Source organism: Enterococcus sp. AAFC-DPL-5182 (genome assembly GCF_058216605.1).
Window position 1 is genome coordinate 478017 of sequence record NZ_CM177101.1, and the last position, 25868, is coordinate 503884.

The 25868-nt window shown below is 39.1% G+C and carries 35 protein-coding genes; 33 read left to right on the top strand and 2 right to left on the bottom strand.

Annotated features, from left to right (window positions below; all coding sequences use genetic code 11):
* The first annotated feature begins 33 nt into the window (after nucleotides 1-33).
* From fusA to AC4BB7_RS02235, 4 genes are all read left to right on the top strand, one after another.
* Complete coding sequence (gene fusA / locus AC4BB7_RS02220; protein WP_069635477.1) at nucleotides 34-2121, top strand: elongation factor G; 2088 nt, start codon at nucleotides 34-36, stop codon at nucleotides 2119-2121.
* A 138-nt stretch (nucleotides 2122-2259) separates the two neighbouring features.
* Entirely contained in the window at nucleotides 2260-3447 is a 1188-nt protein-coding gene (gene tuf / locus AC4BB7_RS02225; RefSeq protein ID WP_010761693.1) for an elongation factor Tu, read from the top strand.
* Nucleotides 3448-3688: 241 nt separating this feature from the next.
* Nucleotides 3689-4027 carry a PadR family transcriptional regulator gene (locus AC4BB7_RS02230; protein WP_490484284.1) on the top strand — a complete coding sequence of 113 codons (339 nt, stop codon included), beginning with the start codon at nucleotides 3689-3691 and terminating at the stop codon, nucleotides 4025-4027.
* A complete protein-coding gene (locus tag AC4BB7_RS02235) occupies nucleotides 4017-4571 on the top strand; it encodes a DUF2812 domain-containing protein (RefSeq protein WP_490484285.1) in 555 nt (184 codons plus the stop codon). Before AC4BB7_RS02230 ends, AC4BB7_RS02235 begins: the two co-directional genes overlap by 11 nt.
* A gap of 39 nt (nucleotides 4572-4610) precedes the next feature.
* Here AC4BB7_RS02235 and AC4BB7_RS02240 read toward each other — a convergent pair whose 3' ends face one another.
* Entirely contained in the window at nucleotides 4611-5003 is a 393-nt protein-coding gene (locus AC4BB7_RS02240; protein WP_490484286.1) for a tautomerase family protein, read from the bottom strand.
* Between the two features lie 24 nt (nucleotides 5004-5027).
* A complete protein-coding gene (locus AC4BB7_RS02245; protein WP_490484287.1) occupies nucleotides 5028-5783 on the bottom strand; it encodes a DeoR/GlpR family DNA-binding transcription regulator in 756 nt (251 codons plus the stop codon).
* A gap of 284 nt (nucleotides 5784-6067) precedes the next feature.
* Between AC4BB7_RS02245 and iolA the strand changes: the two genes are divergently transcribed.
* The 29 genes from iolA to rpmD all read left to right on the top strand — a co-directional run bounded on the left by iolA (nucleotide 6068) and on the right by rpmD (nucleotide 25863).
* Nucleotides 6068-7528 carry a methylmalonate-semialdehyde dehydrogenase gene (gene iolA, locus AC4BB7_RS02250; protein ID WP_490484288.1) on the top strand — a complete coding sequence of 487 codons (1461 nt, stop codon included), beginning with the start codon at nucleotides 6068-6070 and terminating at the stop codon, nucleotides 7526-7528.
* A gap of 21 nt (nucleotides 7529-7549) precedes the next feature.
* On the top strand, nucleotides 7550-8368 hold the full coding sequence (gene iolB, locus AC4BB7_RS02255) for a 5-deoxy-glucuronate isomerase (protein WP_490484289.1): 819 nt from the start codon (nucleotides 7550-7552) through the stop codon (nucleotides 8366-8368).
* A gap of 14 nt (nucleotides 8369-8382) precedes the next feature.
* Entirely contained in the window at nucleotides 8383-9342 is a 960-nt protein-coding gene (iolC, locus tag AC4BB7_RS02260; protein ID WP_490484290.1) for a 5-dehydro-2-deoxygluconokinase, read from the top strand.
* A 21-nt stretch (nucleotides 9343-9363) separates the two neighbouring features.
* Nucleotides 9364-11277 carry a 3D-(3,5/4)-trihydroxycyclohexane-1,2-dione acylhydrolase (decyclizing) gene (iolD, locus tag AC4BB7_RS02265; protein ID WP_490484291.1) on the top strand — a complete coding sequence of 638 codons (1914 nt, stop codon included), beginning with the start codon at nucleotides 9364-9366 and terminating at the stop codon, nucleotides 11275-11277.
* Nucleotides 11278-11401: 124 nt separating this feature from the next.
* Nucleotides 11402-12406, top strand: a complete 1005-nt coding sequence (locus AC4BB7_RS02270; protein WP_490484292.1) for a Gfo/Idh/MocA family protein — start codon at nucleotides 11402-11404, stop codon at nucleotides 12404-12406.
* Between the two features lie 280 nt (nucleotides 12407-12686).
* Nucleotides 12687-13715, top strand: a complete 1029-nt coding sequence (gene iolG, locus AC4BB7_RS02275; protein ID WP_490484293.1) for an inositol 2-dehydrogenase — start codon at nucleotides 12687-12689, stop codon at nucleotides 13713-13715.
* A 33-nt stretch (nucleotides 13716-13748) separates the two neighbouring features.
* Nucleotides 13749-14642 (top strand): myo-inosose-2 dehydratase, encoded by an 894-nt coding sequence (gene iolE / locus AC4BB7_RS02280; RefSeq protein ID WP_490484294.1) that lies wholly within the window; start codon nucleotides 13749-13751, stop codon nucleotides 14640-14642.
* A 24-nt stretch (nucleotides 14643-14666) separates the two neighbouring features.
* Nucleotides 14667-16268, top strand: coding sequence for a solute:sodium symporter family transporter (locus tag AC4BB7_RS02285; RefSeq protein WP_086315345.1), 1602 nt, complete (start codon nucleotides 14667-14669; stop codon nucleotides 16266-16268).
* A gap of 52 nt (nucleotides 16269-16320) precedes the next feature.
* Entirely contained in the window at nucleotides 16321-16626 is a 306-nt protein-coding gene (locus AC4BB7_RS02290; RefSeq protein WP_490484295.1) for a PTS sugar transporter subunit IIB, read from the top strand.
* Between the two features lie 393 nt (nucleotides 16627-17019).
* Nucleotides 17020-17328, top strand: coding sequence for a 30S ribosomal protein S10 (gene rpsJ, locus AC4BB7_RS02295; RefSeq protein WP_002389727.1), 309 nt, complete (start codon nucleotides 17020-17022; stop codon nucleotides 17326-17328).
* A 24-nt stretch (nucleotides 17329-17352) separates the two neighbouring features.
* Entirely contained in the window at nucleotides 17353-17982 is a 630-nt protein-coding gene (gene rplC, locus AC4BB7_RS02300; protein ID WP_010761690.1) for a 50S ribosomal protein L3, read from the top strand.
* A 25-nt stretch (nucleotides 17983-18007) separates the two neighbouring features.
* On the top strand, nucleotides 18008-18631 hold the full coding sequence (rplD, locus tag AC4BB7_RS02305) for a 50S ribosomal protein L4 (RefSeq protein ID WP_010770620.1): 624 nt from the start codon (nucleotides 18008-18010) through the stop codon (nucleotides 18629-18631).
* A complete protein-coding gene (gene rplW, locus AC4BB7_RS02310) occupies nucleotides 18631-18921 on the top strand; it encodes a 50S ribosomal protein L23 (protein ID WP_010761688.1) in 291 nt (96 codons plus the stop codon). The genes rplD and rplW overlap by 1 nt, the downstream gene beginning before the upstream one ends.
* Before the next feature lie 38 nt (nucleotides 18922-18959).
* Nucleotides 18960-19790: a 50S ribosomal protein L2 gene (gene rplB, locus AC4BB7_RS02315; RefSeq protein WP_086315347.1), complete on the top strand. Its 831-nt coding sequence runs from the start codon at nucleotides 18960-18962 to the stop codon at nucleotides 19788-19790.
* Between the two features lie 42 nt (nucleotides 19791-19832).
* A complete protein-coding gene (rpsS, locus tag AC4BB7_RS02320; RefSeq protein ID WP_010761686.1) occupies nucleotides 19833-20111 on the top strand; it encodes a 30S ribosomal protein S19 in 279 nt (92 codons plus the stop codon).
* 21 nt (nucleotides 20112-20132) lie between these two features.
* The gene (rplV, locus tag AC4BB7_RS02325) at nucleotides 20133-20480 is read left to right on the top strand and encodes a 50S ribosomal protein L22 (RefSeq protein WP_010761685.1); all 348 of its coding nucleotides are present in this window, start codon (nucleotides 20133-20135) and stop codon (nucleotides 20478-20480) included.
* Between the two features lie 111 nt (nucleotides 20481-20591).
* The gene (gene rpsC / locus AC4BB7_RS02330; RefSeq protein ID WP_010766221.1) at nucleotides 20592-21248 is read left to right on the top strand and encodes a 30S ribosomal protein S3; all 657 of its coding nucleotides are present in this window, start codon (nucleotides 20592-20594) and stop codon (nucleotides 21246-21248) included.
* A 2-nt stretch (nucleotides 21249-21250) separates the two neighbouring features.
* Entirely contained in the window at nucleotides 21251-21685 is a 435-nt protein-coding gene (gene rplP / locus AC4BB7_RS02335) for a 50S ribosomal protein L16 (protein WP_002356208.1), read from the top strand.
* Entirely contained in the window at nucleotides 21675-21863 is a 189-nt protein-coding gene (gene rpmC / locus AC4BB7_RS02340; RefSeq protein ID WP_010761682.1) for a 50S ribosomal protein L29, read from the top strand. Before rplP ends, rpmC begins: the two co-directional genes overlap by 11 nt.
* Before the next feature lie 23 nt (nucleotides 21864-21886).
* Nucleotides 21887-22153 (top strand): 30S ribosomal protein S17, encoded by a 267-nt coding sequence (gene rpsQ / locus AC4BB7_RS02345; RefSeq protein WP_010761681.1) that lies wholly within the window; start codon nucleotides 21887-21889, stop codon nucleotides 22151-22153.
* 59 nt (nucleotides 22154-22212) lie between these two features.
* The gene (rplN, locus tag AC4BB7_RS02350) at nucleotides 22213-22581 is read left to right on the top strand and encodes a 50S ribosomal protein L14 (protein WP_010766218.1); all 369 of its coding nucleotides are present in this window, start codon (nucleotides 22213-22215) and stop codon (nucleotides 22579-22581) included.
* A 34-nt stretch (nucleotides 22582-22615) separates the two neighbouring features.
* On the top strand, nucleotides 22616-22924 hold the full coding sequence (gene rplX, locus AC4BB7_RS02355; protein ID WP_010761679.1) for a 50S ribosomal protein L24: 309 nt from the start codon (nucleotides 22616-22618) through the stop codon (nucleotides 22922-22924).
* Between the two features lie 26 nt (nucleotides 22925-22950).
* A complete protein-coding gene (gene rplE, locus AC4BB7_RS02360; RefSeq protein WP_069635456.1) occupies nucleotides 22951-23490 on the top strand; it encodes a 50S ribosomal protein L5 in 540 nt (179 codons plus the stop codon).
* An 18-nt stretch (nucleotides 23491-23508) separates the two neighbouring features.
* Nucleotides 23509-23694 (top strand): type Z 30S ribosomal protein S14, encoded by a 186-nt coding sequence (locus tag AC4BB7_RS02365; protein WP_002356214.1) that lies wholly within the window; start codon nucleotides 23509-23511, stop codon nucleotides 23692-23694.
* A gap of 35 nt (nucleotides 23695-23729) precedes the next feature.
* Nucleotides 23730-24128 carry a 30S ribosomal protein S8 gene (rpsH, locus tag AC4BB7_RS02370; protein ID WP_010761677.1) on the top strand — a complete coding sequence of 133 codons (399 nt, stop codon included), beginning with the start codon at nucleotides 23730-23732 and terminating at the stop codon, nucleotides 24126-24128.
* A gap of 31 nt (nucleotides 24129-24159) precedes the next feature.
* On the top strand, nucleotides 24160-24696 hold the full coding sequence (gene rplF / locus AC4BB7_RS02375) for a 50S ribosomal protein L6 (protein WP_086315348.1): 537 nt from the start codon (nucleotides 24160-24162) through the stop codon (nucleotides 24694-24696).
* A 96-nt stretch (nucleotides 24697-24792) separates the two neighbouring features.
* Entirely contained in the window at nucleotides 24793-25149 is a 357-nt protein-coding gene (gene rplR, locus AC4BB7_RS02380) for a 50S ribosomal protein L18 (RefSeq protein WP_010761675.1), read from the top strand.
* Between the two features lie 20 nt (nucleotides 25150-25169).
* A complete protein-coding gene (rpsE, locus tag AC4BB7_RS02385; RefSeq protein WP_010770628.1) occupies nucleotides 25170-25670 on the top strand; it encodes a 30S ribosomal protein S5 in 501 nt (166 codons plus the stop codon).
* A 13-nt stretch (nucleotides 25671-25683) separates the two neighbouring features.
* Nucleotides 25684-25863 (top strand): 50S ribosomal protein L30, encoded by a 180-nt coding sequence (gene rpmD / locus AC4BB7_RS02390; RefSeq protein WP_010761673.1) that lies wholly within the window; start codon nucleotides 25684-25686, stop codon nucleotides 25861-25863.
* Nucleotides 25864-25868 lie beyond the last annotated feature (5 nt).

Consider the following 25868-nt stretch of genomic DNA (forward strand, 5'->3'; position numbering starts at 1 on the left):
AATCGATTTAAATAAAGAGAGGAGAAACCTAGAATGCCAAGAGAATTTTCGTTGGAAAACACTCGTAATATCGGTATTATGGCGCACGTTGATGCGGGTAAAACAACAACAACAGAGCGTATTTTATACTATACTGGTAAAATCCATAAAATTGGTGAAACACACGAAGGTGCATCACAAATGGACTGGATGGAACAAGAACAAGAACGTGGTATTACTATCACATCTGCTGCAACAACTGCAGAATGGAAAGGTTACCGTGTAAATATCATTGATACACCAGGACACGTGGATTTCACTATTGAAGTTCAACGCTCACTACGTGTATTAGATGGTGCTGTAACCGTTCTTGACTCACAATCAGGCGTGGAACCTCAAACTGAAACAGTTTGGCGTCAAGCAACTGATTATAAAGTTCCGCGTATTGTTTTCTGTAATAAAATGGATAAAATCGGTGCGGATTTCTTATACTCTGTAAACTCATTACATGATCGTTTACAAGCTAATGCTCATCCAATCCAATTACCAATTGGTTCAGAAGATAACTTCACAGGGATCATCGATTTAATTACGATGAAAGCTGAAATTTATACAAATGATTTAGGTACTGACATTCAAGAAACTGAAATTCCAGAAGAATATATGGATCAAGCAGTTGAATGGCGTGAAAAATTAGTTGAAGCTGTTGCTGAAACTGATGAAGACCTAATGATGAAATATTTAGACGGTGAAGAAATTACAATCGAAGAATTAAAAGCGGGTATCCGTCAAGCAACGATTAACGTTGAATTCTTCCCAGTAATGTGTGGGTCTGCCTTTAAAAATAAAGGTGTTCAAATAATGCTTGATGCAGTTCTTGATTACTTGCCATCACCACTAGATATTGATGCAATCAAAGGGATCGACGTTAAAACAGACGAAGAAACAACTCGTCCTGCTGATGACGAAGCACCTTTTGCATCATTAGCATTTAAAGTTATGACTGACCCATTCGTAGGTCGTCTAACATTCTTCCGTGTCTATTCTGGTGTCCTTGAAAGTGGTTCATACGTATTGAACGCTTCTAAAGACAAAAAAGAACGTATCGGTCGTATTTTACAAATGCACGCGAACACACGTAAAGAAATCGACAAAGTGTTCTCAGGAGATATCGCTGCCGCTGTTGGATTGAAAGATACAACAACTGGTGATACTTTATGTGCGGTAGATTCACCAGTTATTCTTGAATCAATTGAGTTCCCAGAACCAGTTATCCAAGTTGCTGTTGAACCTAAATCAAAAGCTGACCAAGATAAAATGGGTGTGGCTCTGCAAAAACTTGCAGAAGAAGATCCATCATTCCGCGTTGAAACAAACGTTGAAACTGGTGAAACAGTTATCTCTGGTATGGGCGAATTGCACTTAGACGTATTAGTAGACCGTATGAGACGTGAGTTCAAGGTTGAAGCAAACGTTGGTGCTCCTCAAGTATCATACCGTGAAACTTTCCGTGCGCCTTTAACTCAGGCAGAAGGTAAGTTTGTACGTCAGTCTGGTGGTAAAGGTCAATACGGACATGTCTGGGTTGAATTTACACCAAACGAAGAAGGAAAAGGTTTTGAATTTGAAAATGCCATCGTCGGTGGTGTGGTTCCTCGTGAATACATCCCAGCGGTTGAAAAAGGCTTGGCTGAATCTATGAACAACGGTGTTCTTGCTGGATATCCATTAGTTGATATTAAAGCAAAACTTTACGATGGTTCATACCATGATGTCGATTCAAATGAAACAGCCTTCCGTGTAGCAGCTTCTATGGCTCTACGTGCGGCTGCTAAGAAAGCTAACCCAGTTATCTTAGAACCAATGATGAAAGTAACGATCACTGTACCAGAAGATTACTTAGGTGATATCATGGGACACGTTACAAGTCGTCGTGGACGTGTTGAAGGAATGGAAGCACACGGTAACTCACAAATCGTTAACGCGATGGTGCCTCTAGCTGAAATGTTCGGCTACGCTACAACATTACGTTCAGCAACACAAGGTCGCGGTACATTTATGATGGTCTTTGACCACTATGAAGACGTACCAAAATCTGTACAAGAAGAAATCATCAAGAAAAATGGCGGAAACAACGCATAATAGTTAAGAAATTGGCGTAAGCTTATTTATGACTAGGATTTTCTACCGATTTCGGTTAAACTAATTAAAGATGATCAGGTAGTTGTCACTATCTATCAAATAAAATAAAATTCATATATTTTAGGAGGAACATTTAAAATGGCTAAAGAAAAATTTGACCGTTCTAAACCCCATGTAAACATTGGTACTATTGGACACGTTGACCATGGTAAAACTACATTAACTGCTGCAATCGCAACTGTGTTAGCTAAACACGGTGGCGGTGAAGCTCAAAACTATGCTGATATCGATAACGCTCCAGAAGAAAAAGAACGTGGTATCACAATCAACACTTCTCACATCGAGTATGAAACTGATGCTCGTCACTACGCGCACGTGGATTGCCCAGGACACGCGGATTACGTTAAAAACATGATCACTGGTGCTGCACAAATGGATGGAGCTATCTTAGTAGTATCTGCTGCTGATGGTCCTATGCCTCAAACTCGTGAGCACATCTTGTTATCACGTAACGTTGGTGTACCATACATCGTTGTTTTCTTAAACAAAATGGATATGGTAGATGACGAAGAATTATTAGAATTAGTAGAAATGGAAGTTCGTGATTTATTATCTGAATATGACTTCCCAGGTGACGACACTCCTGTTATCGCTGGTTCTGCTTTGAAAGCATTAGAAGGCGACGCTTCATACGAAGAAAAAATCATGGAATTAATGGCTGCAGTTGACGAGTACATCCCAACTCCAACTCGTGATACTGACAAACCATTCATGATGCCAGTCGAGGACGTATTCTCAATCACTGGACGTGGTACAGTTGCTACTGGCCGTGTTGAACGTGGAGAAGTTCGCGTTGGTGACGAAATCGAAATCGTTGGTATTAAAGAAGATACAGCTAAAACAACAGTTACTGGTGTTGAAATGTTCCGTAAATTGTTAGACTACGCTGAAGCTGGCGATAACATCGGTGCTTTATTACGTGGTGTTGCACGTGAAGATATCGAACGTGGACAAGTATTGGCAAAACCTGCTTCAATCACTCCACACACAAAATTTAAAGCTGAAGTTTATGTTTTATCAAAAGAAGAAGGCGGACGTCACACTCCATTCTTCACTAACTACCGTCCTCAGTTCTACTTCCGTACAACTGACGTAACTGGTGTAGTTGAATTACCAGAAGGCGTTGAAATGGTAATGCCTGGTGATAACGTTGCAATGGACGTTGAATTAATCCACCCAATCGCTATCGAAGACGGAACTCGTTTCTCTATTCGTGAAGGCGGACGTACTGTTGGTTCAGGCGTTGTTTCTGAAATCACTAAATAATTTAAATTTAAGGATTTAATATAAAGCAACAAAACCGACGTAAAACATCGGCGTACTCGGACGTAAGTCGAAGGGATTTCCCTTCGGCTTTTTTTGTTTGATTAATTTTATAGGCGGATTAGAAAAATTTTTAGTTCAGTTACGTACATAGTTTTAAGAAATCAAAATTAACTTGACATGTATCGAGGTTCGATATAATATAGTGGTACAATGTATCGAACTTCGATATACCGTGAGAGGAATGGATGAGCTGGTGGAAGATAAACTAAAAAGAATTTACATACCAATGACTGAAACAGGGTTTTATATTTTATTTGCCCTTCGAGAAGAACGACATGGGTATAACATTATTCAATACGTGAGAGAATTGACAGATCAAGAAATTATTATTAGCGCTGGTACAATGTATGGGAGTCTCAGCAAGATGGAAAAAGACGGTCTGATTCGAGTGACAAAAGAAGAAAATAGAAGGAAAAGCTATTTGATCACCGAGCTGGGAGAAGAAATACTACTACACGAAATCAATAGAATTAAAAGGTTATATAAAAATAGTATTGGGGAGAAAAAGAATGGAGTATAAAAAAATCAGAAAACGCTTCGAGTTGGCAGATTATTTAGAGGAAGAGAAATTTTTGCAAGAACAACATAAAAATGGCTGGAAAATGGTGGATCTCAGGTTACCGTTTAGTACGTATATCTTTGAAAAAAGCGAATCAGAGGATTATGTATATCAGCTAGATTTTAAACAAGAAGGAAAGGATCTTGAAGAATATTTACAATTATTTGAAGACTGCGGTTGGGATTATTTCTATAAATTTGGTAATTGGTATTATTTTAGAAAGCCAAAATCTGAATTAGAAGAGGAAAATGTAATTTTTAATGATGCTCCATCTCGTGCGGAGATGGCTAAGAAAGTAGTCAGGTTTCAAAGTATGATTCTTCTTTTAACACTATTTCCGTTAATGTACTTAGTCCCTTTATTGTTAAATAGAAGCAATGGAAGAGACAATGTTTTGCTGATGTTAGTAGCAATCTATGGAGTGATTATGGTTGTGTTAGTAGGAGTTCAATTAAAAAATTTTTTGAAGCTCAATCGCATTATCAAAAGAGAAGAGCAGATATAAAAACAGACTGAAGAAATTTCTTCAGTCTGTTTTTATATCTCAAAGTTTTCCCGTCAGAAACTGTGCTTCCCCGAAGCCAAAACACCAATCCGCATCATTGTTGATGATGAAAGAAATAAGTAAGTTTTCGGGTGTGATCCCACATAACTCGTCTAGCTGTTGTGAGAGTAGCTGATAGAATTTTTCTTTTTGAGTTGTGGTTCTTTCTCGGCTGATGACAGTTAACGAAATCATTTTAGCAGGATCTCTTTTAAAACCCAATCCAGTATCTTCCATCACCATTTCGAAAGATTTATGCTGAGTCACGATTTGATATCTATCGCCTGCTGGAACATTAAAGGATGCTAAAACTGCGGAGTGAGCGACATCAAGTATCGCTTGTATTTCTTCTTTGCTGCGTCCTTCGACCAAATCAAATTTTAGTAGTGGCAAGTTGTTTCCTCCTTTTTAATATTTCTAATTGCTATATAAAAGTTCAATCGTATGTGTGGTACAAAATTCTACATACTTTTCAGGTATATCTCTTGTAGTGACGATTCCTTTAATACTTTCTAAAGGAGAGTAAGTGAGTAAAGTGGAATGGTCAAATTTCGAGCTATCTGCGAGCAAATAAATATCTTTCGTTCGTTGAACAATCATTTTTTTTATCCGATACTCCATCAAATCTGAATTGGTCAAGCCGCTTGTGATCGAGACCCCAGTGGCTGCCATAAAAGCTTTGTTTATATTGTATCTTGTCACAACAGCTTCATCTTCGATCCCTACAAAAGAACGTGTCTTTCTTTTGTAACTATTACCAATAAGGATAAGTTGGACATTTTTCATGGCAGCTGCAAGATTGATAATATCGAGATTATTCGTGAGTAAGGTAAATGGCAGTTCTGGATCGATGTTTTTTAAAATTTGACTAGTAGTTGTCCCTGAATCGATGTAGATTAAATCATCTTCTTCGATCAATGCAGCAGCTCTTTGACCAATCTGTTCTTTCTCTTTTTGGTTATGGATGTTCCGATTTTCAAATGAAACCAGATTATTTTCTACATAAACTACTCCACCATAGACTTTTTTCAAGGTTCCCCTTTTCTCTAATTCATTGATATCGCGACGAATGGTGTTTTTAGAGACATTGAAAACACGGCATAGTTCATCAAGCGAAATACTGCCTTGTTGCTGTATGTAATTTTCAATTTGCTGAATCCGTTGTAATTTCATATTCTGTAACCTTTCCACTTCGTGTAATTAGATTTACTATAACATATGACCTGAATGTAATCAACATGTAACCAAATCTGTGTATGTTTTTGTCTTTCTTCTCCTGACTATTTTATTTTGAAGAAAGAAGTTTAGCAAAAAGTAATCAAAAAAAAGAATATTTCACCGGAAATGGGTTGACTATCGGAAATTGGAATTGTACAATGTAATCAAAAGTTAACCAAACATTATCAAGATATGACCAATGTGTTGATTTTTAATAGAAAACAAGGAGGACATGATAGATGGTAGCGGTACGAAAGTTAAAAAATTACATTGGTGGAGAATGGAAATCCAGTCGTACAGAAGTGTATGAAGCGGTTTATAATCCAGCTACGAAAGAAAAACTCTGTGAGGTGCCACTTTCTACAAAAGAAGATTTAGAAGAAGCGGTCACGGTTGCTGAAGAGGCATTCAAAATATGGAAAGAGCTGGCAGTGCCAAGACGTGCAAGGATTCTCTTCAACTATCAACAACTTCTAATCAAACATAAATCAGAATTGGCTCGTCTGATTACGTTAGAGAATGGAAAAAACCTTAACGAAGCCTTAGGAGAAGTTCAACGAGGAATTGAAAATGTAGAATTTGCTGCAGGAACGCCCACACTAATGATGGGAGATTCATTAGCTTCGATTGCAACGGATGTGGAAGTTGCTAACTATCGTTACCCAATGGGGGTGGTTGCTGGAATTTCTCCGTTTAACTTTCCAATGATGGTTCCTTGTTGGATGTTTCCAATGGCGATTTCGTGTGGGAATAGTTTTATTTTAAAACCTTCAGAAAGAACGCCCTTGTTGACTGAGCGCTTGGCAGAATTATTTACAGAAGCAGGATTGCCAGCTGGTGTGTTCAATATTGTTTATGGCGCACATGATGTTGTGAATGGGATTTTAGAACATCCAGAAGTGAAAGCGATTTCCTTTGTTGGGTCGCAACCAGTTGGAGAATATGTATACACTCAAGGGAGTAAAAATTTGAAACGAGTACAAGCATTGACAGGTGCTAAAAATCATTCAATTGTTTTAAAAGACGCAGATCTAGAGGATGCAGTGACCAATATTGTATCCGCTGCTTTCGGTTCCGCTGGTGAGCGCTGTATGGCATGTGCGGTGGTAACGATTGAAAATGAAATAGCAGATGCGTTTATCACGAAATTACAAGAAAAAGCATCAGATATCAACATAGGCAATGGTTTGGACGATGGTGTCTTTTTAGGACCAGTCATTCGAGAAGAAAATCAAAAAAGAACATTAGCTTATATTGAAAAAGGAGTCAAAGAAGGTGCAAAATTGATTGCTGATGGCAGAGAAAATATTCCGGATAATGGCTATTTTGTTGGTCCAACCATTTTCGATGGTGTAACAACAGATATGACCATTTGGCGGGATGAAATTTTTGCCCCTGTCTTGTCGATCATCAGAGTCGAAAATTTAGAAGAAGCTATTGCTACAGCGAATCAGTCTGAATTTGCAAATGGGGCTTGCCTGTTCACGAATAATGCCTCGGCGATTCGCTACTTTAGGGAAAATATCGATGCTGGCATGTTAGGAATCAATTTAGGGGTTCCCGCACCGATGGCCTTCTTCCCGTTTTCTGGTTGGAAGTCTTCGTTTTACGGAACGCTTCATGCAAATGGTAAAGACAGCGTAGAGTTTTACACACGGAAAAAAGTAGTGACAGCGCGGTATCCAAAAACAAGTATTTAATTTGGGAAAGAAGGCGTAAAGATGGCTCATTTAAAGTATAAACCTGTCCCGCAAACATTATCACAAGGGATCACATTGCTTCAGCATATCAATGATAAAAATACAGCGTTGCAATACATTGAACTAAAAGTGATCAAAATGACTAATGGAAGCGTATTTCAAGAAAGCTTAGGAAAGCAAGAAGTATGTATCGTTGCACTGACAGGAAAAATCACAGTATCAGATGGCGAACAAAAATTTGAGGCTATCGGTACAAGGGAAAGTGTCTTTGAAAAAATCCCGACAGATAGTGTCTATATTTCGATAGAACATACTTTTAAGATTACAGCGATATCCGAAGCCATGGTGATTCTTTGTTACTCACCATCTGAAACGAAAAAAACGACTGCTCTGATCAAAGCCTCAGACAATACCATTGAACATCGAGGGAAGTATCAGAATAAACGTTTAGTTCATAATATTTTACCAGATACTAGTTTACTGGCTGATCGTTTGTTAGTCGTTGAAGTATTCACAGATGGCGGTAACTGGTCTAGTTACCCGCCGCATAAACATGATCAAGATAATTTGCCAATGGAATCTAAATTAGAAGAAACCTACTATCATGAAGTGAATCCAAGGCAAGGATTTGTGTTTCAACGAGTGTATACAGATGATCGATTGCTAGATGAAACAATGTCTGTGGAAAATGGCGATGTTGTTGTAGTTCCTAAAGGCTACCACCCAGTAGGGGTGCCTGATGGCTACGACTCTTATTACTTGAATGTCATGGCTGGTCCAACTAGAAAATGGCAGTTTCACAATGATCCTGATCATGAATGGATTTTAACGAGAGAATAGAAGGAGTGGAAATGATGACAAAGAAATTTGATATGATTGCGCTTGGTCGAGCATGTATTGATCTGAATGCAGTTGAATATAATCGGCCGATGGAAGAAACGATAACCTTTAAAAAATATGTGGGCGGTTCTCCCGCAAATATTGCGATTGGTAGTGCGAAGTTAGGGGGAAAAGTTGGCTTTATCGGGAAAATTCCAGATGACCAGCATGGACGTTTTATTGAAGGATTTATGAGTGAAGCTGGAATCGATACGAGCCAGATGTTTATTGATCAAAAAGGCCATAAAGTAGGACTTGCATTTACAGAAATTAAAAGTCCAGAAGAATGTAGTATTTTGATGTATCGGGATCAAGTGGCGGATTTGTACTTAGCGCCTGAAGAAATTGATGAGGAGTATATCAAACAAACAGATCTTTTGTTAGTTTCTGGAACGGCTCTTGCGCAAAGCCCTTCTAGAGAAGCTGTATTAAAAGCGATTGCGTATGCTAGAAAAAATCAAGTAAAAGTAGCCTTTGAACTAGATTATCGTCCATACACATGGCAATCATCGGAAGAAGTTTCAGTTTATTATTCAATTGTCGCTGAAAATGCTGATATTGTGATCGGTACGAGAGATGAATACGATGAAATGGAAGGGGAAAAAGGTGGAACAAACCAAGCTACTATTGAATATCTATTTCAACATCGACCAGAGTTGATCGTAATCAAGCATGGTGTAAAAGGGTCCTATGCCTATACGAAAAATGGGGAAACGTATCAAGCAGGTTCTTATAAGACCGAAGTGTTGAAAACGTTTGGTGCGGGAGACTCTTATGCAGCGGCATTTCTATACGCACTGAATACGGGAAAAGATATAGAAACCGCGTTGAAGTATGGAAGTGCATCGGCGGCTATCGTTGTTAGTAAACATAGTTCATCAGAAGCGATGCCGACAGCCAAAGAAATCGAGCAATTAATTGCAGATCAATCTTGATAAAAGTAAGGCGGGGAAGTAATGGCTAAAAAAATTCGATTAACCACAGCACAAGCACTTATCAAATTTTTGAATCAGCAGTATATTCAGGTTGATGGGGAAGAATTCCCTTTTGTTGAAGGGATTTTCAATGTCTTTGGTCATGGAAATGTTTTGGGGATTGGTCAGGCGCTTGAAGAAGATCCGGGGCATTTGAAAGTAATTCAAGGTAAAAATGAACAAGGGATGACACATGCAGCCGTGGCGTACAGTCGGCAGAAATTGAGACAGAAAATTTTTGCTGTTACGGCTTCAGCTGGCCCTGGATCAGCTAATATGATTACAGCAGCGGCGACGGCATTTGCTAACAATATTCCAGTGTTGATTTTACCGGCTGATACCTTTGCTACACGGCAGCCTGATCCTGTTTTACAGCAATTAGAACATGAAACGAGTGCGGCAATCACAACGAATGATGCGTTTAAAGCAGTTTCAAGGTATTGGGATCGTGTTCAACGACCAGAACAGTTAATGAGTAGTTTGCTAAGAGCTTTTGAAGTGATGACGAATCCGGCGACCTGTGGACCAGCAACGATTTGTATTGCCCAAGATACAGAAGCCGAAGCGTATGATTACGATGAAGAGTTCTTTAAAAAAAGAGTCCACTACATTGATCGGCAAGTCCCGACGGAGCGTGAATTAAAAGGGGCTGCACAGAGAATCGCAACAAGTAAGAAACCAGTGATTATCGTTGGAGGCGGTGCGAAGTATTCCGAAGCACGTGAGGCTTTGATTCGTTTATCTTCACAATGTGAGATTCCGCTAGTAGAAACACCTGCGGGCAAGTCCACTGTAGAATCGGATTTTAAGAATAACTTAGGTGGTACTGGTATTTTAGGAACGTTAGCGGCCAACAAAGCGGTTCGACAAGCTGATTTGATTATTGGGATTGGAACACGGTATACAGATTTTACGACTTCTTCAAAAACGGCTTTTAATTATGAAGAAACGAAATTTCTAAATATCAATGTCAATCGAATGCAGGCCTACAAGTTTGATGCTTTTCAGCTCGTCGGTGATGCAAGAGAGACATTGGAACGACTGATACCGATGTTAACAGAATATCAAACATCATTTGGCGGAAGTATTCAAAAGCTGAAAGAAGAGTGGGCTGTTGAAAGAAGGCGTCTAGGTGAGATTTCTTTTTCAAGGGAGCATTTTTCACCAGAAATCAAAGACCAATTTGCACAAGAAATTCTTAATGAATATGCGGATGCGTTGCAGACTGAACTGACTCAGACGAGTGCATTTCTTACGATCAATCATACGGTAGCTAAAGACAGTATTGTTATTGCGTCGGCTGGATCGTTGCCTGGTGACATGCAGCGTTTATGGAATCCTGTTGTACCGAATACGTATCATCTAGAATATGGTTATTCTTGTATGGGCTATGAAGTCAGCGGTTCCTTAGGTGTGAAGTTGGCAAATCCAGCACAAGAAGTGTATGCCATGGTAGGTGATGGGAGCTTCCTGATGCTTCACTCAGAGCTGGTCACAGCACTGCAATATGGACAAAAAATCAATATTCTACTGTTTGATAATTCTGGATTTGGCTGTATCAATAATTTGCAAATGGGGAATGGCAGTGATAGCTATAAGTGCGAATTTAGAGATTATAATAATCAAATCATGAATATAGATTATGCAAAAATCGCGGAAGGATATGGCGCTAAAAGTTATCGGGCTAATACGGAAGAAGAACTTATTGCAGCGTTAGAAGATGCTAAGAAACAAGAAAAATCCACGTTGATCGAAATGAAGGTTTTACCGAAAACGATGTCAGATGGCTATGATAGTTGGTGGCATGTGGGCGTTGCTGAAGTTTCGAATAGTCCAACTGTTCAGGCAGCGTATGAGCATAGTCAAGAAATGTTGAAAAAAGCCAAAGAGTATTAACGTTATATGTCCGCTTTATAAAGAAGCGGACATATAACTAAAGTTTTTTTGAAAGCGCATACGTTCAATTGAGTTGGAGAAGTTGTCTGACAGGTTTGTAAAAAAAGAAAATGGAGGCAAAACAATGGATTTAAAAGTCGGCGTCATTGGAACAGGTGCAATTGGGATCGAACATATTAGAAGAATCAATGAAAAAGTACAAGGTGCTTATGTTACTGCGGTGTCAGATATTAATGTAGAGCAAGCGCAAAGTTTAGCAGATCAGATTGAGGCTGTCTTTTTTGAGACAGGAGAAGAATTGATTGCGTCATCGAAGGTGGATATTGTTGTGGTAACATCTTGGGATCCAACCCATGAAAAATATGTATTAGAAGCAATTAAACATGGAAAATACGTTTTTTGCGAAAAACCTTTAGCTACAGATAGTGCAGGTTGTAAACGGATTGTTGATGCCGAAATTAAAGCTGGAAAGAAATTAGTCCAAGTTGGCTTTATGAGAAGGTATGACCGTGGTTATATTGAGTTGAAAGAAGCAATCGAAACTAAAAAATTCGGAGAACCTTTGATGCTTCATTGTGCTCATAGAAATCCAACGGCAGATGAAAACTATCTAACACCAATGGCGATTATCAATACAGGAATCCATGAAATCGATGCGTTGCGTTGGCTGCTTCAAGAAGATTATGTTTCGGCTCAGATGATTTTGCCGAAACAAACGAGTTTTACGCATGAAAAATTGCATGATCCGCAAATGTTGATTTTAGAAACAGCTTCTGGTATTCACATTGATTTGGAGATTTTCGTTAATTGTCAGTTTGGCTATGATATCAAATGTGAAGTTGTTTGTGAGACTGGGGAGATTGGACTAGAAGATCCGGCGTATACTCATGTGAAGGCAAAAGGCAAAAATTACACGAAAGTTGCCCCAGATTGGCAAACTCGTTTTGTCGAAGCGTATGACTATGAGTTTGAGTTGTGGATCCGTTCAATTCAAACAGGCAATTTAACAGGACCAACGGCTTGGGATGGCTATGCGGCAGCCGTTACGATGGATGCTTGTGGTAAGGCAAGAGATACAGGTGAGAAAACGTCTATTCAATTGCCAGATTGCCCAGCATTATATAAATAAGACAAGTTTATTTGTGGAAATAACGATGAACTTCAAGAGCTAGCCTTTCGGGAAAAAGATAAAAAAAGAATGTGCCAAAAAGCGCACAGTCATTTTTTCCTATTTTCCAGTCAAGGCTGAACAAGCTCTTTCAGTTTTTGTGATTATCTAGCTTCAAGAGCTAGCCTTTCAGGAAAAAGATAAAAAAAGAATGTGTCAAAAAGCGCCACAGTCGTTTTTTCCTATTTTCCAGTCAAGGCTGAACAGCTCTTTCAGCTTTTAAATTTAGGAGGATGTCCGAATGTGGAAAATCAAAGTTGGAATTGTCGGTTTAGGTCGTTTAGGGAAAGTTCATGCCAAAAATTTAGCTGAAAATGTTCAAGGATGTCAATTAGTTGCTGCTTGTAGTTTTGTTCAAGAGGAATTAGATTATGCGGTAACAGAATTAGGCGTACAAGAAACATACAAAGATTATGAAACGATGGTAAAAAGCCCAACGATCGACGCTGTTTTTATTGTTTCACCTTCAGGTTTTCATTGCGAACAGATTCAATTAGCGATGAAACAGGGGAAACACGTATTTAGTGAGAAACCAATCGGCCTGGATCTGGCTGAAATAAAAGAAACTGAACGAGTGATTCAAAGTCGTCCAGATCAAGTCTTCATGTTGGGATTCATGCGTCGTTATGACGATTCGTATCGTTATGCCAAACAGCTATTAGAGGCTGGGGAACTAGGGGAACTGACTTTAATACGCTGTTATAGTATTGATCCTAGTTCCGGTATGGAAAGCTTTGTGAAGTTTGCAGGGGCTAGCGATAGCGGAGGGATTTTCATGGATATGTCGATTCATGATATTGATTTAGTCCGTTGGTTTACGAAAAAAGAAGTTAGTAAAGTTTGGGCGATTGGAAAAAATGCGGCTTATCCTGAATTAGATGAAGTAGGAGAATTGGAAACAGGAGCTGCTATGATGCAGATGGAAAATCAAGCGATGGCGATCTTGGTCGCTGGTCGAAATTGTCATCACGGGTATCATGTAGAAACAGAGCTGATCGGAACAAAAGGAATGCTTAGGGTGGCTGCAGCACCAGAGAAAAATCTAGTTACGATAATGGATGAACATGGCGTTGTACGAGCTTGCTCACAAGATTTTCCAGAAAGATTTCGCGAAGCTTTTGTTAATGAAGCGAAAGAGTTTATTGCCTGTATCAGAGAAAAGCGCCAACCGCAAGTTTCAGCCAATGATGGTCTACAGTCAACAAAAGTGGCATTAGCATGTAAACAATCGTTTGAAACAAATGAATTGATTGAAATTGAGAATTTGTAAGCAATATTCCTTAGAAAGGGGAGAAAAAATAAAATGAATGAGTCGAAAATCCGTTTGGGGATTGCACCAATTGCCTGGACAAATGATGATATGCCAGAGTTAGGTAAAGAAAACACGTTTGAACAATGCATCAGTGAAATGGCCTTGTCAGGGTTCGTGGGGACTGAAATTGGGAATAAGTACCCAAAAGATCCCGCTGTACTGAAACCATATCTTGATATTCGTGGATTGTCTGTAGCGAGTGCGTGGTTCAGCGCCTTTTTAACAACGAAGCCGTATGGTGAAACAGAACAAGCTTTTATTGAACATATGAATTTTCTGCATGCTATGGGAGCTAAAGTAATCGTCGTTTCAGAACAAGGACATAGTATTCAAGGGCAAATGGAACTAGGGATTTTTAAAGAAAAGCCTGTATTTTCAGAAGCGGAGTGGCAAACGTTGGCTACTGGATTGGAGCGCTTGGGTGAGTTAGCGCAAGCTAAAGGAATGGCAATTGTTTACCATCATCATATGGGGACAGGTGTACAAACGACGGAAGAAATCGCTAAATTGATGGAACTGACCGATCCTGAGAAAGTTTCGTTACTTTTTGATACAGGACACTTAGTTTTTTCTGGAGAAGATCCGATCGAGATTTATCAAAAATATCAAGATCGTATCAAACACATCCATTTTAAAGATATTCGAGAGGAAATAGCAAAGCAAGTAAGAGAAGAGGAGCAAAGTTTTTTAAATGCAGTTAAAGCAGGTGTATTTACTGTTCCAGGTGATGGAATGATCGATTTTGAGCCAATTTGGGAAGCTATCAAGAGTAGCGGTTACAAAGGGTGGATCGTTGTTGAAGCAGAACAAGATCCAGCAAAAGCGAATCCTTTTGAATATGCCGTGAAAGCGAGAAACTATATTCGTAAAATCACGAGTATTTAAAATCCAAAAAAGGAGCGGAATCCTATGAACCTATTTTCTCTTATTAGTTTTGTCGTAATCGTGGCTTGTGTCTGGATTTTTGCATACAGTCGTGCTAAAGGTGTAGATACTTCTGGCTCGGAAGGCTTCTTCATGGGAGGGAGAAGCCTGACTGCTTTGCCGATTGCAGGTTCAATTATCATGACAAACTTATCAACAGAACAAATCGTCGGTCAAAATGGTCAAAGCTATCATGCGGGTATGGAAGTGATGGCGTGGGAAGTGACCGCTGCGATTGCAATTGTTGCTTTAGCGGTCGTCTTTTTACCGAAATATTTTAAATATGGTATTAATACTGTTTCAGATTTTATTGAAATTCGCTATGATACAGTGACGAAACGGATTATTTCGATTTTATTTATCGTAACGTACATGATTTCCTTTTTGCCTGTTGTTTTATATTCAGGTTCACTCGTTTTTAATAAGATTTTTCATATAGATGAACTATTAGGTGTCCGTCCAATCGTAGCAATTATTTTGGTAGCCTTGATAATAGGCGTAATCGGTATTCTATATTTATTGATCGGTGGATTATCGTTGAGTGCCAATAGTGATACAGTATATGGGGTTGGATTGTTGATTTGCGGCCTGTTGATCCCCATATTAGGTGTGATGAAATTAGGTGAGGGCAATTTTATTGGCGGGATTGATTATATCGTCGATCATACGCCGTGGCTGCTAAACTCTGTTGGAGCAATCGATTCAGCAATCGTACCATGGCCGACGTTGATTACAGGAATGCTATTTAATAATTTGTATTTCTGGTGTACCAACCAAATGATCGTACAAAAAGCGTTGTCAGGGAAAAATTTAGCCGAAGCGCAAAAAGGAACATTTATGGTGGGGCTATTTAAAGTGTTTGGAGCGCTATTCTTGGTGTTTCCAGGTATAGTAGCGCGTAATATTTTTGGAGATGCCTTGATGAGCAATCCTGATAATGCTTATCCTCATCTGGTGACAGAAGTGTTACCACAAGCGTTGTTCGGTGTGTTTGCAGCTGTAATTTTCGGGGCGATCCTATCCTCTTTTGCTGGAGCCTTAAATGCAACCGCAACTCTATTTTCATTAGATTTCTACAAACCTGTGCTCAATAAGCAAGCAGATGATAAACAAATTGCGCGAGCTGGGAAAATTGTTACTATAGTAGTGGGTGTAATATCTGTGATCGTAGCACCATTCATATCTTTTGCACCAGCAGGGCTGTATCAATTTGTCCAAGAATTTAATGGGTTATACAATATGCCATTATTGGTGATTATTCTATTTGCCTTTTATTCTAAAAAAGCCACAGCTGTTGCAGCGAAATCAACGATTGCGATTCATATTGTTTTGTATGCGTTATCAAAAGTCTTTTTGAAAGATATCCATTTCTTATATGTGCTAAGTCTGCTGTTTTTCTTAGATGTTTTGATTATGCTAGCAATTTCGAAATGGAAACCAGATGGCAATTTTGTGTTGGAGTCGTTTGATACGAAAGTAGATATTAAACCATGGCGTTATACAAAAATTGTTTCCGTTGTTTTGGTTGCAATTGTTATTTTGACGTATATTGCGTTTTCTCCAATAGGTTTAGCGAGTCTGCAATAAAATAAGTAAACATATAGTTGGGAAAGCATGCATCAATTAAGGGAGGGATAGAATGGAAAAGAATATTTTGATTATCTGTGAGGCTGGAATCAGTGCGTCTTTATTGGTTTCAAAAATGCTTGAGGCTCTTAGGGAAAAAGAGTTAGAGTATACGATCGATTATGCACCTGTAAGTCGCGTTCAAGAAAAGCTGGCCTTTAAAAATTATGATGTATTACTTTTGACACCTCAAGTTGCAAGGCATGAAGACAAAATAAAAAGAATTGTTGAACAGGAAAAATGTACATCTAACATCATATTTATACAACCCGAAGATTTTCAGTATATGAATGTTGAACGAATTATTGCTAAATTATAAAAGAAGTCAGTGCTATGTAGAAAGATAAGGCGAAACAAAAAATGTTTTGCCTTATTTTTTTGTCTCGTAAAAAATAGCTTTTTCTTCTATTATAAAGTTTTTAAAATTGCTAATTAAATAAGTTGTGCATCAAGAAATAAAAGTTGAGAAAATGCTTGCAATAAAAAAATACCTTTTTTCTGAAAAAAACCTTGCTATTACTATGTTTCTATAATATAATTACAAAGGTGCTATTTACAGAAGTGTAAAAAGCATTGGTAAATCAAGCTTTTGATCTACCGGCTAAGAAACGAGAGGTTGCGACACGCCCGGACGCTTTGCCACGAACGAGCGTGACGGAAAAATTTTCGTGGAGCTATGTCTACTTTCAAAATAGGCGAAGGAGGGAACAAGATGGCAAAACAAAAAATTCGTATCCGTTTAAAAGCGTATGAACACCGTATTTTAGATCAATCAGCGGATAAAATTGTGGAAACAGCAAAAAGAACTGGAGCTGACGTGTCAGGACCAATTCCATTACCAACAGAACGCTCGCTTTACACAGTTATTCGTGCGACTCATAAATACAAAGATTCACGCGAACAATTCGAAATGCGTACGCACAAACGTCTAATCGACATTGTGAACCCAACACCAAAAACAGTTGATGCTTTAATGAAGCTTGACTTACCATCTGGTGTAAATATTGAAATCAAACTATAAAATCAAGATGATGGAGGTGTACTCATGACCAAAGGAATCTTAGGAAAAAAAGTGGGAATGACACAAATCTTTACTGAGTCTGGTGAATTAATTCCAGTAACAGTAGTTGAAGCTACGCCAAACGTAGTTTTACAAGTAAAAACTGTTGAGACTGACGGATACGAAGCTATCCAAATCGGTTACCAAGACAAACGTGAAGTTTTATCGAACAAACCTGCGAAAGGTCATGTTGCAAAAGCAAACACGGCTCCTAAGCGCTTCATTAAGGAATTCAAAAATGTTGAGCTAGGAGAATATGAAGTAGGTAAAGAAATTAAGGTAGATGTTTTCCAAGCAGGAGACATTATTGATGTTACAGGAACTTCGAAAGGTAAAGGATTCCAAGGCGTTATCAAACGTCACGGACAAAGCCGCGGACCAATGAGTCACGGATCTCGTTACCACCGTCGTCCTGGGTCAATGGGTCCAGTAGCACCTAACCGTGTATTTAAAAATAAAAAACTTGCCGGCCGTATGGGTGGTAACCGCGTAACAATTCAAAACCTTGAAATTGTTAAAGTGGACGCTGAAAGAAATGTAATCATGATCAAAGGTAACATTCCTGGAGCGAAAAAATCATTAATCACAATCAAATCAGCTGTGAAAGCTAAATAAGCGTAGGGAAAGGAGGAACTAAGGAATGCCGAATGTAGCATTATTCAAACAAGATGGAACTCAAAATGGTGAAATCACTTTAAACGAAGAGATTTTCGGAATCGAACCTAATGAAACAGTTGTCTACGATGCAATCATCATGCAACGCGCTTCATTAAGACAAGGCACACACTCAGTTAAACACCGCGGAGAAGTTCGTGGCGGCGGCCGTAAACCATGGCGTCAAAAAGGAACTGGTCGTGCTCGTCAAGGATCAATCCGTTCACCACAATGGCGTGGAGGTGGCGTAGTCTTCGGACCAACACCGCGTTCTTACAGCTACAAACTTCCTAAAAAAGTTCGTCGTTTAGCAATGAAATCTGTATTGTCAGATAAAGTTGCTGAAAACAACTTGGTAGCAGTTGAAGCTTTAGGCTTTGATGCACCAAAAACAAAAGAATTCAAACAAGTTCTTACAAACTTATCTATTGATACGAAAGTATTAGTTGTTTTAGAAACAGGCAATGATTTCGCAGCATTATCTGCTCGCAATCTACCAAACGTTTCTGTAGTAACTTCTGATAACGTAAGTGTTTTAGATATCGTTTCTAATACTAAAGTATTGGCAACACAAACTGCTCTTACTCAAATTGAGGAGGTGCTTGCATAATGAACTTACTAGACGTAATCAAACGCCCAGTGATCACTGAAAAATCCATGCTTGCTATGGACGAAAAGAAATACACTTTCGAAGTAGACACTCGCGCAAACAAAACTTTAGTAAAACAAGCTGTTGTAGCAGCATTTGATGTTAAAGTTAAAAACGTAAACATCATTAACGTGCGCCCTAAATTTAAACGTATGGGCAAACACGCTGGTTACACAAAAAAACGTCGCAAAGCTGTTGTGACATTAACAGATGATTCAAAAGAAATTCAAATTTTCGATGCTGCTGAATAAGCAGTCCATGTTAACTATTAAATGGGAGGGAAAAAGACGTGGCGATTAAAAAGTATAAACCTACCACAAATGGCCGTCGTAATATGACAGCATCTGATTTTGCTGAAATCACGACATCAACACCTGAGAAATCGTTGTTGGCGCCATTAAAAAACCATGCCGGTCGTAACAACAACGGTCGTATTACAGTTCGTCATCAAGGTGGCGGTCACAAACGTCAATACCGTATGATCGACTTCAAACGTAATAAAGATAACGTTGTAGCGGTTGTCAAAACTATCGAGTATGATCCAAACCGTTCTGCTAACATCGCGTTAGTACATTACGAAGATGGAATCAAAGCATACATTCTAGCACCAAAAGGATTGGAAGTAGGCATGCGCCTTGTTTCCGGTACTGATGCAGATATTAAAATAGGGAACGCATTACCATTGGAAAATATTCCAGTAGGTACTGTTGTCCACAACATTGAAATGAAACCTGGTAAAGGCGGTCAATTGATCCGTTCTGCTGGAACAAGTGCTCAAGTACTTGGTAAAGAAGGCAAATACGTATTGATCCGTTTGAACTCTGGTGAAGTTCGTATGATCTTAGCAACTTGCCGTGCAACAATCGGTTCTGTTGGTAACGAACAACACGAATTAATCAACATTGGTAAAGCAGGCCGCTCTCGTTGGATGCGTAAACGCCCAACAGTTCGTGGTAGCGTAATGAACCCGAACGATCACCCACACGGTGGTGGTGAAGGTAAACAACCGATTGGACGTAAAGCTCCAGTATCACCTTGGGGTCAACCAGCTATCGGCTTGAAAACTCGTAATAAAAAAGCTAAATCAGACAAACTTATTGTTCGTCGTCGTACTAAATAATTTTTTTGACCATGTGTCGTACATTTTGAGAGGAGGTTCACCATGGGTCGTAGTTTGAAAAAAGGACCTTTCGCTGATGAGCATTTAATGAAAAAAGTAGAAGCTCAACAAGGTGCCGAAAAGAAGAAAGTAATTAAAACTTGGTCTCGCCGTTCTACAATTTTTCCAACATTCGTTGGATTTACAATTGCCGTATATGATGGACGTAAACACGTTCCTGTATACATCCAAGAAGACATGGTAGGACATAAATTAGGTGAATTTGCACCAACTAGAACTTATCGTGGCCACGGTGCCGACGATAAGAAAACTAGACGTTAATTTTGAGGGGAGGAAATGCAAATGTCAGAACAAATTACATCAGCTAAGGCAACTGCTAAAACAGTTCGCACTTCACCTCGTAAAGCCCGTTTAGTAATCGATCTTATCAGAGGTAAAAGCGTTGCGGATGCAATTTCTATCTTGAAATTCATGCCAAACAAATCTGCTGGAATCATTGAAAAAGTTTTAATGTCAGCAGTTGCTAACGCAGAAAATAACTTTGACTTAGACGTTGAAAACTTAGTAGTATCTGAAGCATTTGTTAACGAAGGACCAACAATGAAACGCTTCCGTCCACGTGCAAAAGGTTCAGCATCACCAATCAATAAACGTACAAGTCATCTTACAGTAGTAGTATCAGAAAAATAATTCTGTTTTAAACAGACGTCACTTAATAAGAGGAGGATCATTATCTTTGATACCTAAGTATTAAAAGATAGTGACTACCGAACCTTAAAAGATTAAGAGGAGGGACAATCAGTGGGTCAAAAAGTACATCCAATTGGAATGCGTGTAGGCATCATCCGCGACTGGGATGCAAAATGGTATGCTGAAAAAGAGTATGCTGAGTTCTTACACGAAGATTTAAGAATCCGTAAATTTATCGCGACAAAACTTGCTGATGCCGCTGTGTCTACAATTGAGATCGAGCGCGCTGCAAATCGTGTGAACATTTCAATCCACACAGCTAAACCAGGTATGGTTATTGGTAAAGGCGGATCTGAAGTCGAAAACCTAAGAAAATCATTGAATTCACTAACTGGTAAAAGAGTTCATATCAACATCATTGAAATCAAAAAACCAGATTTAGATGCAAAATTAGTAGGCGAAGGAATTGCACGTCAATTAGAAAACCGTGTTGCTTTCCGTCGTGCTCAAAAACAAGCGATCCAACGCACTATGCGTTCAGGCGCTAAAGGAATCAAAACACAAGTATCAGGTCGTTTAAACGGTGCTGATATCGCTCGTTCAGAAGGTTACTCTGAAGGTACAGTTCCACTTCACACTTTGCGTGCTGATATTGATTACGCATGGGAAGAAGCAGACACAACTTACGGAAAATTAGGAGTTAAAGTGTGGATTTACCGTGGAGAAATTCTTCCAACGAAAAAAAACACTGAGAAAGGAGGGAAATAATCATGTTAGTACCTAAACGTGTGAAACACCGTCGTGAATTTAGAGGTAAAATGCGTGGTGAAGCCAAAGGCGGAAAAGAAGTAGCATTTGGTGAATGGGGTTTACAAGCAACTGAATCTCACTGGATTACTAACCGTCAAATCGAAGCTGCCCGTATTGCTATGACTCGTTATATGAAACGTGGCGGGAAAGTATGGATTAAAATTTTCCCTCACAAATCATATACAAGTAAAGCTATCGGTGTTCGTATGGGTAAAGGTAAAGGGGCACCTGAAGGCTGGGTATCACCAGTTAAACGTGGCAAGATCATGTTTGAAATCGCAGGCGTACCTGAAGAAGTAGCTCGTGAAGCACTTCGTCTTGCATCCCACAAATTACCGGTGAAAACCAAAATTGTAAAACGTGAGGAAATGGGTGGTGAATCGAATGAAGGTTAAAGAAATCAGAGAATTAACCACTGCCGAAATGCTTGAAAAAGAAAAGCAATTCAAAGAAGAATTATTTAATCTTAGATTCCAACTAGCAACAGGTCAATTAGAAAACACTGCACGTATTCAAGAAGTACGTCAATCGATTGCACGCATCAAAACAGTATTGCGTGAACAAGCTAACTAATAGTGGAAGGAGGCCAAACGCGTATGACTGAAGAAAGAAATCAACGCAAAGTTTACCAAGGTCGTGTTGTTTCAGATAAGATGGATAAAACTATCACTGTTGTCGTAGAAACAAAGAAAAACCATCCTATTTATGGTAAACGTATGAAATATTCTAAGAAATACAAAGCTCATGATGAAAACAACACTGCAAAAGTTGGAGACATCGTAAGAATCATGGAAACTCGTCCATTATCAGCTACAAAACGTTTCCGTTTACTAGAGGTAGTCGAAGAAGCAGTTATTATCTAATAAAAACGAGATTTTCCTATATAGATTGAAACATAAAATCTGAAAGGGGGATACACATCGTGATCCAACAAGAAAGCCGATTAAAAGTCGCAGACAACTCAGGTGCTCGTGAAATCTTAACGATTAAAGTACTAGGTGGTTCTGGACGTAAAACTGCTAATATTGGTGACGTGATTGTTGCTACGGTTAAACAAGCAACGCCAGGTGGGGTTGTCAAAAAAGGTGAAGTCGTAAAAGCCGTTATCGTTCGTACTAAATCAGGAGCTCGTCGTACAGACGGTTCATACATTAAATTTGATGAAAATGCTGCTGTAATTATTCGTGATGATAAGAGCCCGCGTGGAACTCGTATCTTCGGTCCTGTTGCACGTGAATTACGTGAAAACAACTTCATGAAGATCGTTTCTCTAGCACCAGAAGTATTATAATCAGGACACGTATCAAAGGAGGTGCGAAACAGTAATGTTTGTTAAAAAAGGCGATAAAGTGAAAATTATCACTGGTAAAGACAAAAATAAAGAAGGCGTTGTATTAGCAGCGTTTCCTAAAAAAGACAAAGTCATCGTTGAAGGTGTTAACATTATGAAAAAACACCAAAAACCAAATCAAGCAGCGCCGCAAGGCGGAATCCTAGAAGTCGAAGCGCCGATTCATGTTTCTAATGTAATGGTGATTGACGGAACAGGTGTAGCTGGTCGTGTAGGTTACAAAGAAGTCGATGGTAAAAAAGTCCGTGTTTCTAAAAAAACCGGTGAAGTCTTAGATAAATAGATTAATAGGAAGGAGGGGCTTACTAAATGAACCGCCTGAAAGAAAAATATATTAAAGAAATTACTCCAGCATTAGTGGAAAAATTTAATTATAGTTCAGTTATGCAAACACCAAAAGTTGATAAGATCGTTATTAACATGGGTGTGGGTGACGCTGTTTCAAACGCAAAAAACTTAGATAAAGCAGTTGAAGAATTAGCATTGATCACAGGTCAAAAACCATTGATCACTAAAGCTAAGAAATCAATCGCTGGTTTCCGTTTACGTGAAGGAATGCCAATCGGTGCGAAAGTTACTTTACGCGGAGAAAGAATGTACGAATTTTTAGATAAATTAGTATCAGTTTCTCTACCTCGTGTACGTGACTTCCACGGTGTAAGCAAAAAAGCCTTTGACGGACGTGGTAACTACACTTTAGGTATTAAAGAACAATTAATCTTCCCAGAAGTTGATTACGATTTAGTAGATAAAGTACGCGGTATGGACATCGTTATTGTAACAACAGCAAACACAGATGAAGAATCTCGTGAATTGTTGGCACAATTAGGTATGCCATTCCAAAAATAATAAAAGGAGGCGAACTACGTGGCTAAAAAATCAATGATTGCTAAAAACAAACGCCCTGCAAAACATTCAACACAAGCGTATACTCGTTGTGAACGTTGCGGACGTCCACATTCAGTTTATCGTAAATTTCATCTTTGCCGTATTTGCTTCCGCGAACTTGCCTATAAAGGTCAAATTCCCGGCGTGAAGAAAGCTAGCTGGTAAACAAGTAAACTCGCATAAAGGAGGTAAATAGTTCAATGGTCATGACAGATCCAATTGCAGATTTTCTAACGCGCATTCGTAATGCAAACATGGTTAAACATGAAAGCTTAGAAGTGCCTGCGTCAAAAATCAAACGTGATATCGCTGAAATCTTGAAACGTGAAGGTTTCGTACGCGATGTAGAATATATCGAAGATGACAAACAAGGCGTGATTCGTGTTTTCCTTAAATATGGTAAAAACGAAGAACGTGTTATCACAAACTTAAAACGTATCTCTAAACCAGGTTTACGTGCTTATGTCAAATCTGACGAAGTACCTAAAGTATTGAATGGTCTAGGAATCGCGATTATCTCTACTTCTGAAGGTGTTGTAACTGATAAAGAAGCAAGAGCTAAAAACATCGGCGGCGAAGTAATCGCCTACGTATGGTAATTTAAAAAAACACACAAGGAGGTGTCTCTAAGTGAGCCGTATTGGTAATAAAATCGTTGTACTTCCTGCAGGCGTTGAAGTCAAACAAGAAGGAAACAACATTACTGTAAAAGGACCTAAAGGTGAATTAACACGTGAATTTTCTGCTGATATCACTATGAATATCGAAGGAAACGAAGTAACATTCACTCGTCCAAATGATAGCAAAGACATGAAAACAATCCACGGAACAACTCGTGCGAACTTCAACAACATGGTTGTTGGTGTAAGTACAGGCTTTGAAAAAGGTCTTGAACTTATCGGGGTTGGGTACCGTGCTCAAATGCAAGGAACTACATTAGTTCTTAACGTTGGGTATTCTCATCCAATCGAAATTACACCACCAGCTGGTGTAACTGTAGAAGTACCTTCGAATACACAAGTAGTTGTAAAAGGCGCTAACAAAGAACACGTTGGTGAATTAGCAGCAAACATTCGTGGAACTCGTCCTCCAGAACCTTATAAAGGCAAAGGAATCCGTTATGTTGGCGAATTCGTACGTCGTAAAGAAGGTAAAACTGGTAAATAATAGCAGCTTGAGAGTTATTTTTCAACTCTGTTTGAAAAATAACGATCCGTTGTCTATCGCAGCTTAATAGCTAGCAAATATAAAGAGGTGACAATTGTGATTACAAAACCAGATAAAAACAAAACACGTCAAAAGAGACACCGTCGTGTACGTAACAAAATCTCTGGTACTGCTGAGTGCCCACGCTTGAACGTATTCCGTTCTAACAAAAACATCTACGCGCAAATCATTGATGACGTAGCGGGTGTAACGCTAGCAAGTGCCTCTGCCTTAGATAAAGAAATTTCAGGTGGAAACAAAACAGAAACAGCCGCAGCTGTTGGTAAATTAATCGCTGAGCGTGCCGCTGAAAAAGGCGTTAAAGTAGTAGTCTTTGACCGTGGTGGATACCTTTACCATGGCCGCGTGCAAGCTTTAGCTGAAGCAGCGCGTGAAAATGGACTAGAATTTTAGGAGAAGGAGGAACACCATTCATGGTTTATATTGATCCAAAACACTTGGAATTAGAAGACCGCGTAGTTGCTATCAACCGCGTAACGAAAGTTGTTAAAGGTGGACGTCGTCTACGCTTTGCAGCATTAGTTGTTGTGGGAGATAAAAACGGTCACGTTGGCTTTGGGACTGGTAAAGCACAAGAAGTGCCAGAAGCAATCCGCAAAGCTATCGAAGACGCGAAGAAAAACTTAGTTGAAGTGCCTATGGTTGGTTCTAGTATCCCTCACGAAGTGATCGGGGTATTCGGTGGTGGCCGTATCCTTATGAAACCTGCAGTAGAAGGTTCTGGGGTAGCCGCTGGTGGACCAGTTCGTGCCGTATTGGAATTAGCTGGTGTAGCAGATATTACATCAAAATCATTAGGTTCAAATACACCAATCAACGTTGTTCGTGCAACAGTTGAAGGGTTAAAACAATTAAAACGTGCCGAAGAAGTGGCAGCACTTCGTGGTAAATCTGTAGAAGAAATCTTAGGATAAGGAGGACAAAATAATGGCTGAATTAAAAGTTACATTAAAACGCAGCGTTATCGGACGTCCTCAAAACCAAAAAGATACAGTTAAAGCATTAGGTTTAGGTAAACTAAACAGCTCTGTTGTGAAACCTGCGAACGAAGCAATCAAAGGTATGATCAACACTGTGTCACATTTAGTGGACGTTGAAGAAGTTTAATTTAC

Excerpts from the sequence above, each read along its gene's own strand:
- AC4BB7_RS02245 (WP_490484287.1), bottom strand. The coding sequence starts at position 5,783 with ATGAAATTACAACGGATTCAGCAAATTGAAAATTACATACAGCAACAA.
- AC4BB7_RS02270 (WP_490484292.1), top strand. The coding sequence starts at position 11,402 with ATGGATTTAAAAGTCGGCGTCATTGGAACAGGTGCAATTGGGATCGAA.
- rpsS (WP_010761686.1), top strand. The coding sequence starts at position 19,833 with ATGGGTCGTAGTTTGAAAAAAGGACCTTTCGCTGATGAGCATTTAATG.
- rpsQ (WP_010761681.1), top strand. The coding sequence starts at position 21,887 with ATGACTGAAGAAAGAAATCAACGCAAAGTTTACCAAGGTCGTGTTGTT.
- iolC (WP_490484290.1), top strand. The coding sequence starts at position 8,383 with ATGACAAAGAAATTTGATATGATTGCGCTTGGTCGAGCATGTATTGAT.
- rplX (WP_010761679.1), top strand. The coding sequence starts at position 22,616 with ATGTTTGTTAAAAAAGGCGATAAAGTGAAAATTATCACTGGTAAAGAC.
- rpsJ (WP_002389727.1), top strand. The coding sequence starts at position 17,020 with ATGGCAAAACAAAAAATTCGTATCCGTTTAAAAGCGTATGAACACCGT.
- rpsH (WP_010761677.1), top strand. The coding sequence starts at position 23,730 with ATGGTCATGACAGATCCAATTGCAGATTTTCTAACGCGCATTCGTAAT.
- AC4BB7_RS02235 (WP_490484285.1), top strand. The coding sequence starts at position 4,017 with ATGGAGTATAAAAAAATCAGAAAACGCTTCGAGTTGGCAGATTATTTA.
- rplD (WP_010770620.1), top strand. The coding sequence starts at position 18,008 with ATGCCGAATGTAGCATTATTCAAACAAGATGGAACTCAAAATGGTGAA.
- tuf (WP_010761693.1), top strand. The coding sequence starts at position 2,260 with ATGGCTAAAGAAAAATTTGACCGTTCTAAACCCCATGTAAACATTGGT.
- rpmD (WP_010761673.1), top strand. The coding sequence starts at position 25,684 with ATGGCTGAATTAAAAGTTACATTAAAACGCAGCGTTATCGGACGTCCT.
- rplE (WP_069635456.1), top strand. The coding sequence starts at position 22,951 with ATGAACCGCCTGAAAGAAAAATATATTAAAGAAATTACTCCAGCATTA.
- iolA (WP_490484288.1), top strand. The coding sequence starts at position 6,068 with ATGGTAGCGGTACGAAAGTTAAAAAATTACATTGGTGGAGAATGGAAA.
- rpsE (WP_010770628.1), top strand. The coding sequence starts at position 25,170 with ATGGTTTATATTGATCCAAAACACTTGGAATTAGAAGACCGCGTAGTT.
- AC4BB7_RS02290 (WP_490484295.1), top strand. The coding sequence starts at position 16,321 with ATGGAAAAGAATATTTTGATTATCTGTGAGGCTGGAATCAGTGCGTCT.
- rpmC (WP_010761682.1), top strand. The coding sequence starts at position 21,675 with ATGAAGGTTAAAGAAATCAGAGAATTAACCACTGCCGAAATGCTTGAA.
- rplC (WP_010761690.1), top strand. The coding sequence starts at position 17,353 with ATGACCAAAGGAATCTTAGGAAAAAAAGTGGGAATGACACAAATCTTT.
- fusA (WP_069635477.1), top strand. The coding sequence starts at position 34 with ATGCCAAGAGAATTTTCGTTGGAAAACACTCGTAATATCGGTATTATG.
- rplP (WP_002356208.1), top strand. The coding sequence starts at position 21,251 with ATGTTAGTACCTAAACGTGTGAAACACCGTCGTGAATTTAGAGGTAAA.
- iolD (WP_490484291.1), top strand. The coding sequence starts at position 9,364 with ATGGCTAAAAAAATTCGATTAACCACAGCACAAGCACTTATCAAATTT.
- iolB (WP_490484289.1), top strand. The coding sequence starts at position 7,550 with ATGGCTCATTTAAAGTATAAACCTGTCCCGCAAACATTATCACAAGGG.
- iolE (WP_490484294.1), top strand. The coding sequence starts at position 13,749 with ATGAATGAGTCGAAAATCCGTTTGGGGATTGCACCAATTGCCTGGACA.
- rplV (WP_010761685.1), top strand. The coding sequence starts at position 20,133 with ATGTCAGAACAAATTACATCAGCTAAGGCAACTGCTAAAACAGTTCGC.
- AC4BB7_RS02230 (WP_490484284.1), top strand. The coding sequence starts at position 3,689 with ATGGATGAGCTGGTGGAAGATAAACTAAAAAGAATTTACATACCAATG.
- rplW (WP_010761688.1), top strand. The coding sequence starts at position 18,631 with ATGAACTTACTAGACGTAATCAAACGCCCAGTGATCACTGAAAAATCC.
- AC4BB7_RS02285 (WP_086315345.1), top strand. The coding sequence starts at position 14,667 with ATGAACCTATTTTCTCTTATTAGTTTTGTCGTAATCGTGGCTTGTGTC.
- iolG (WP_490484293.1), top strand. The coding sequence starts at position 12,687 with ATGTGGAAAATCAAAGTTGGAATTGTCGGTTTAGGTCGTTTAGGGAAA.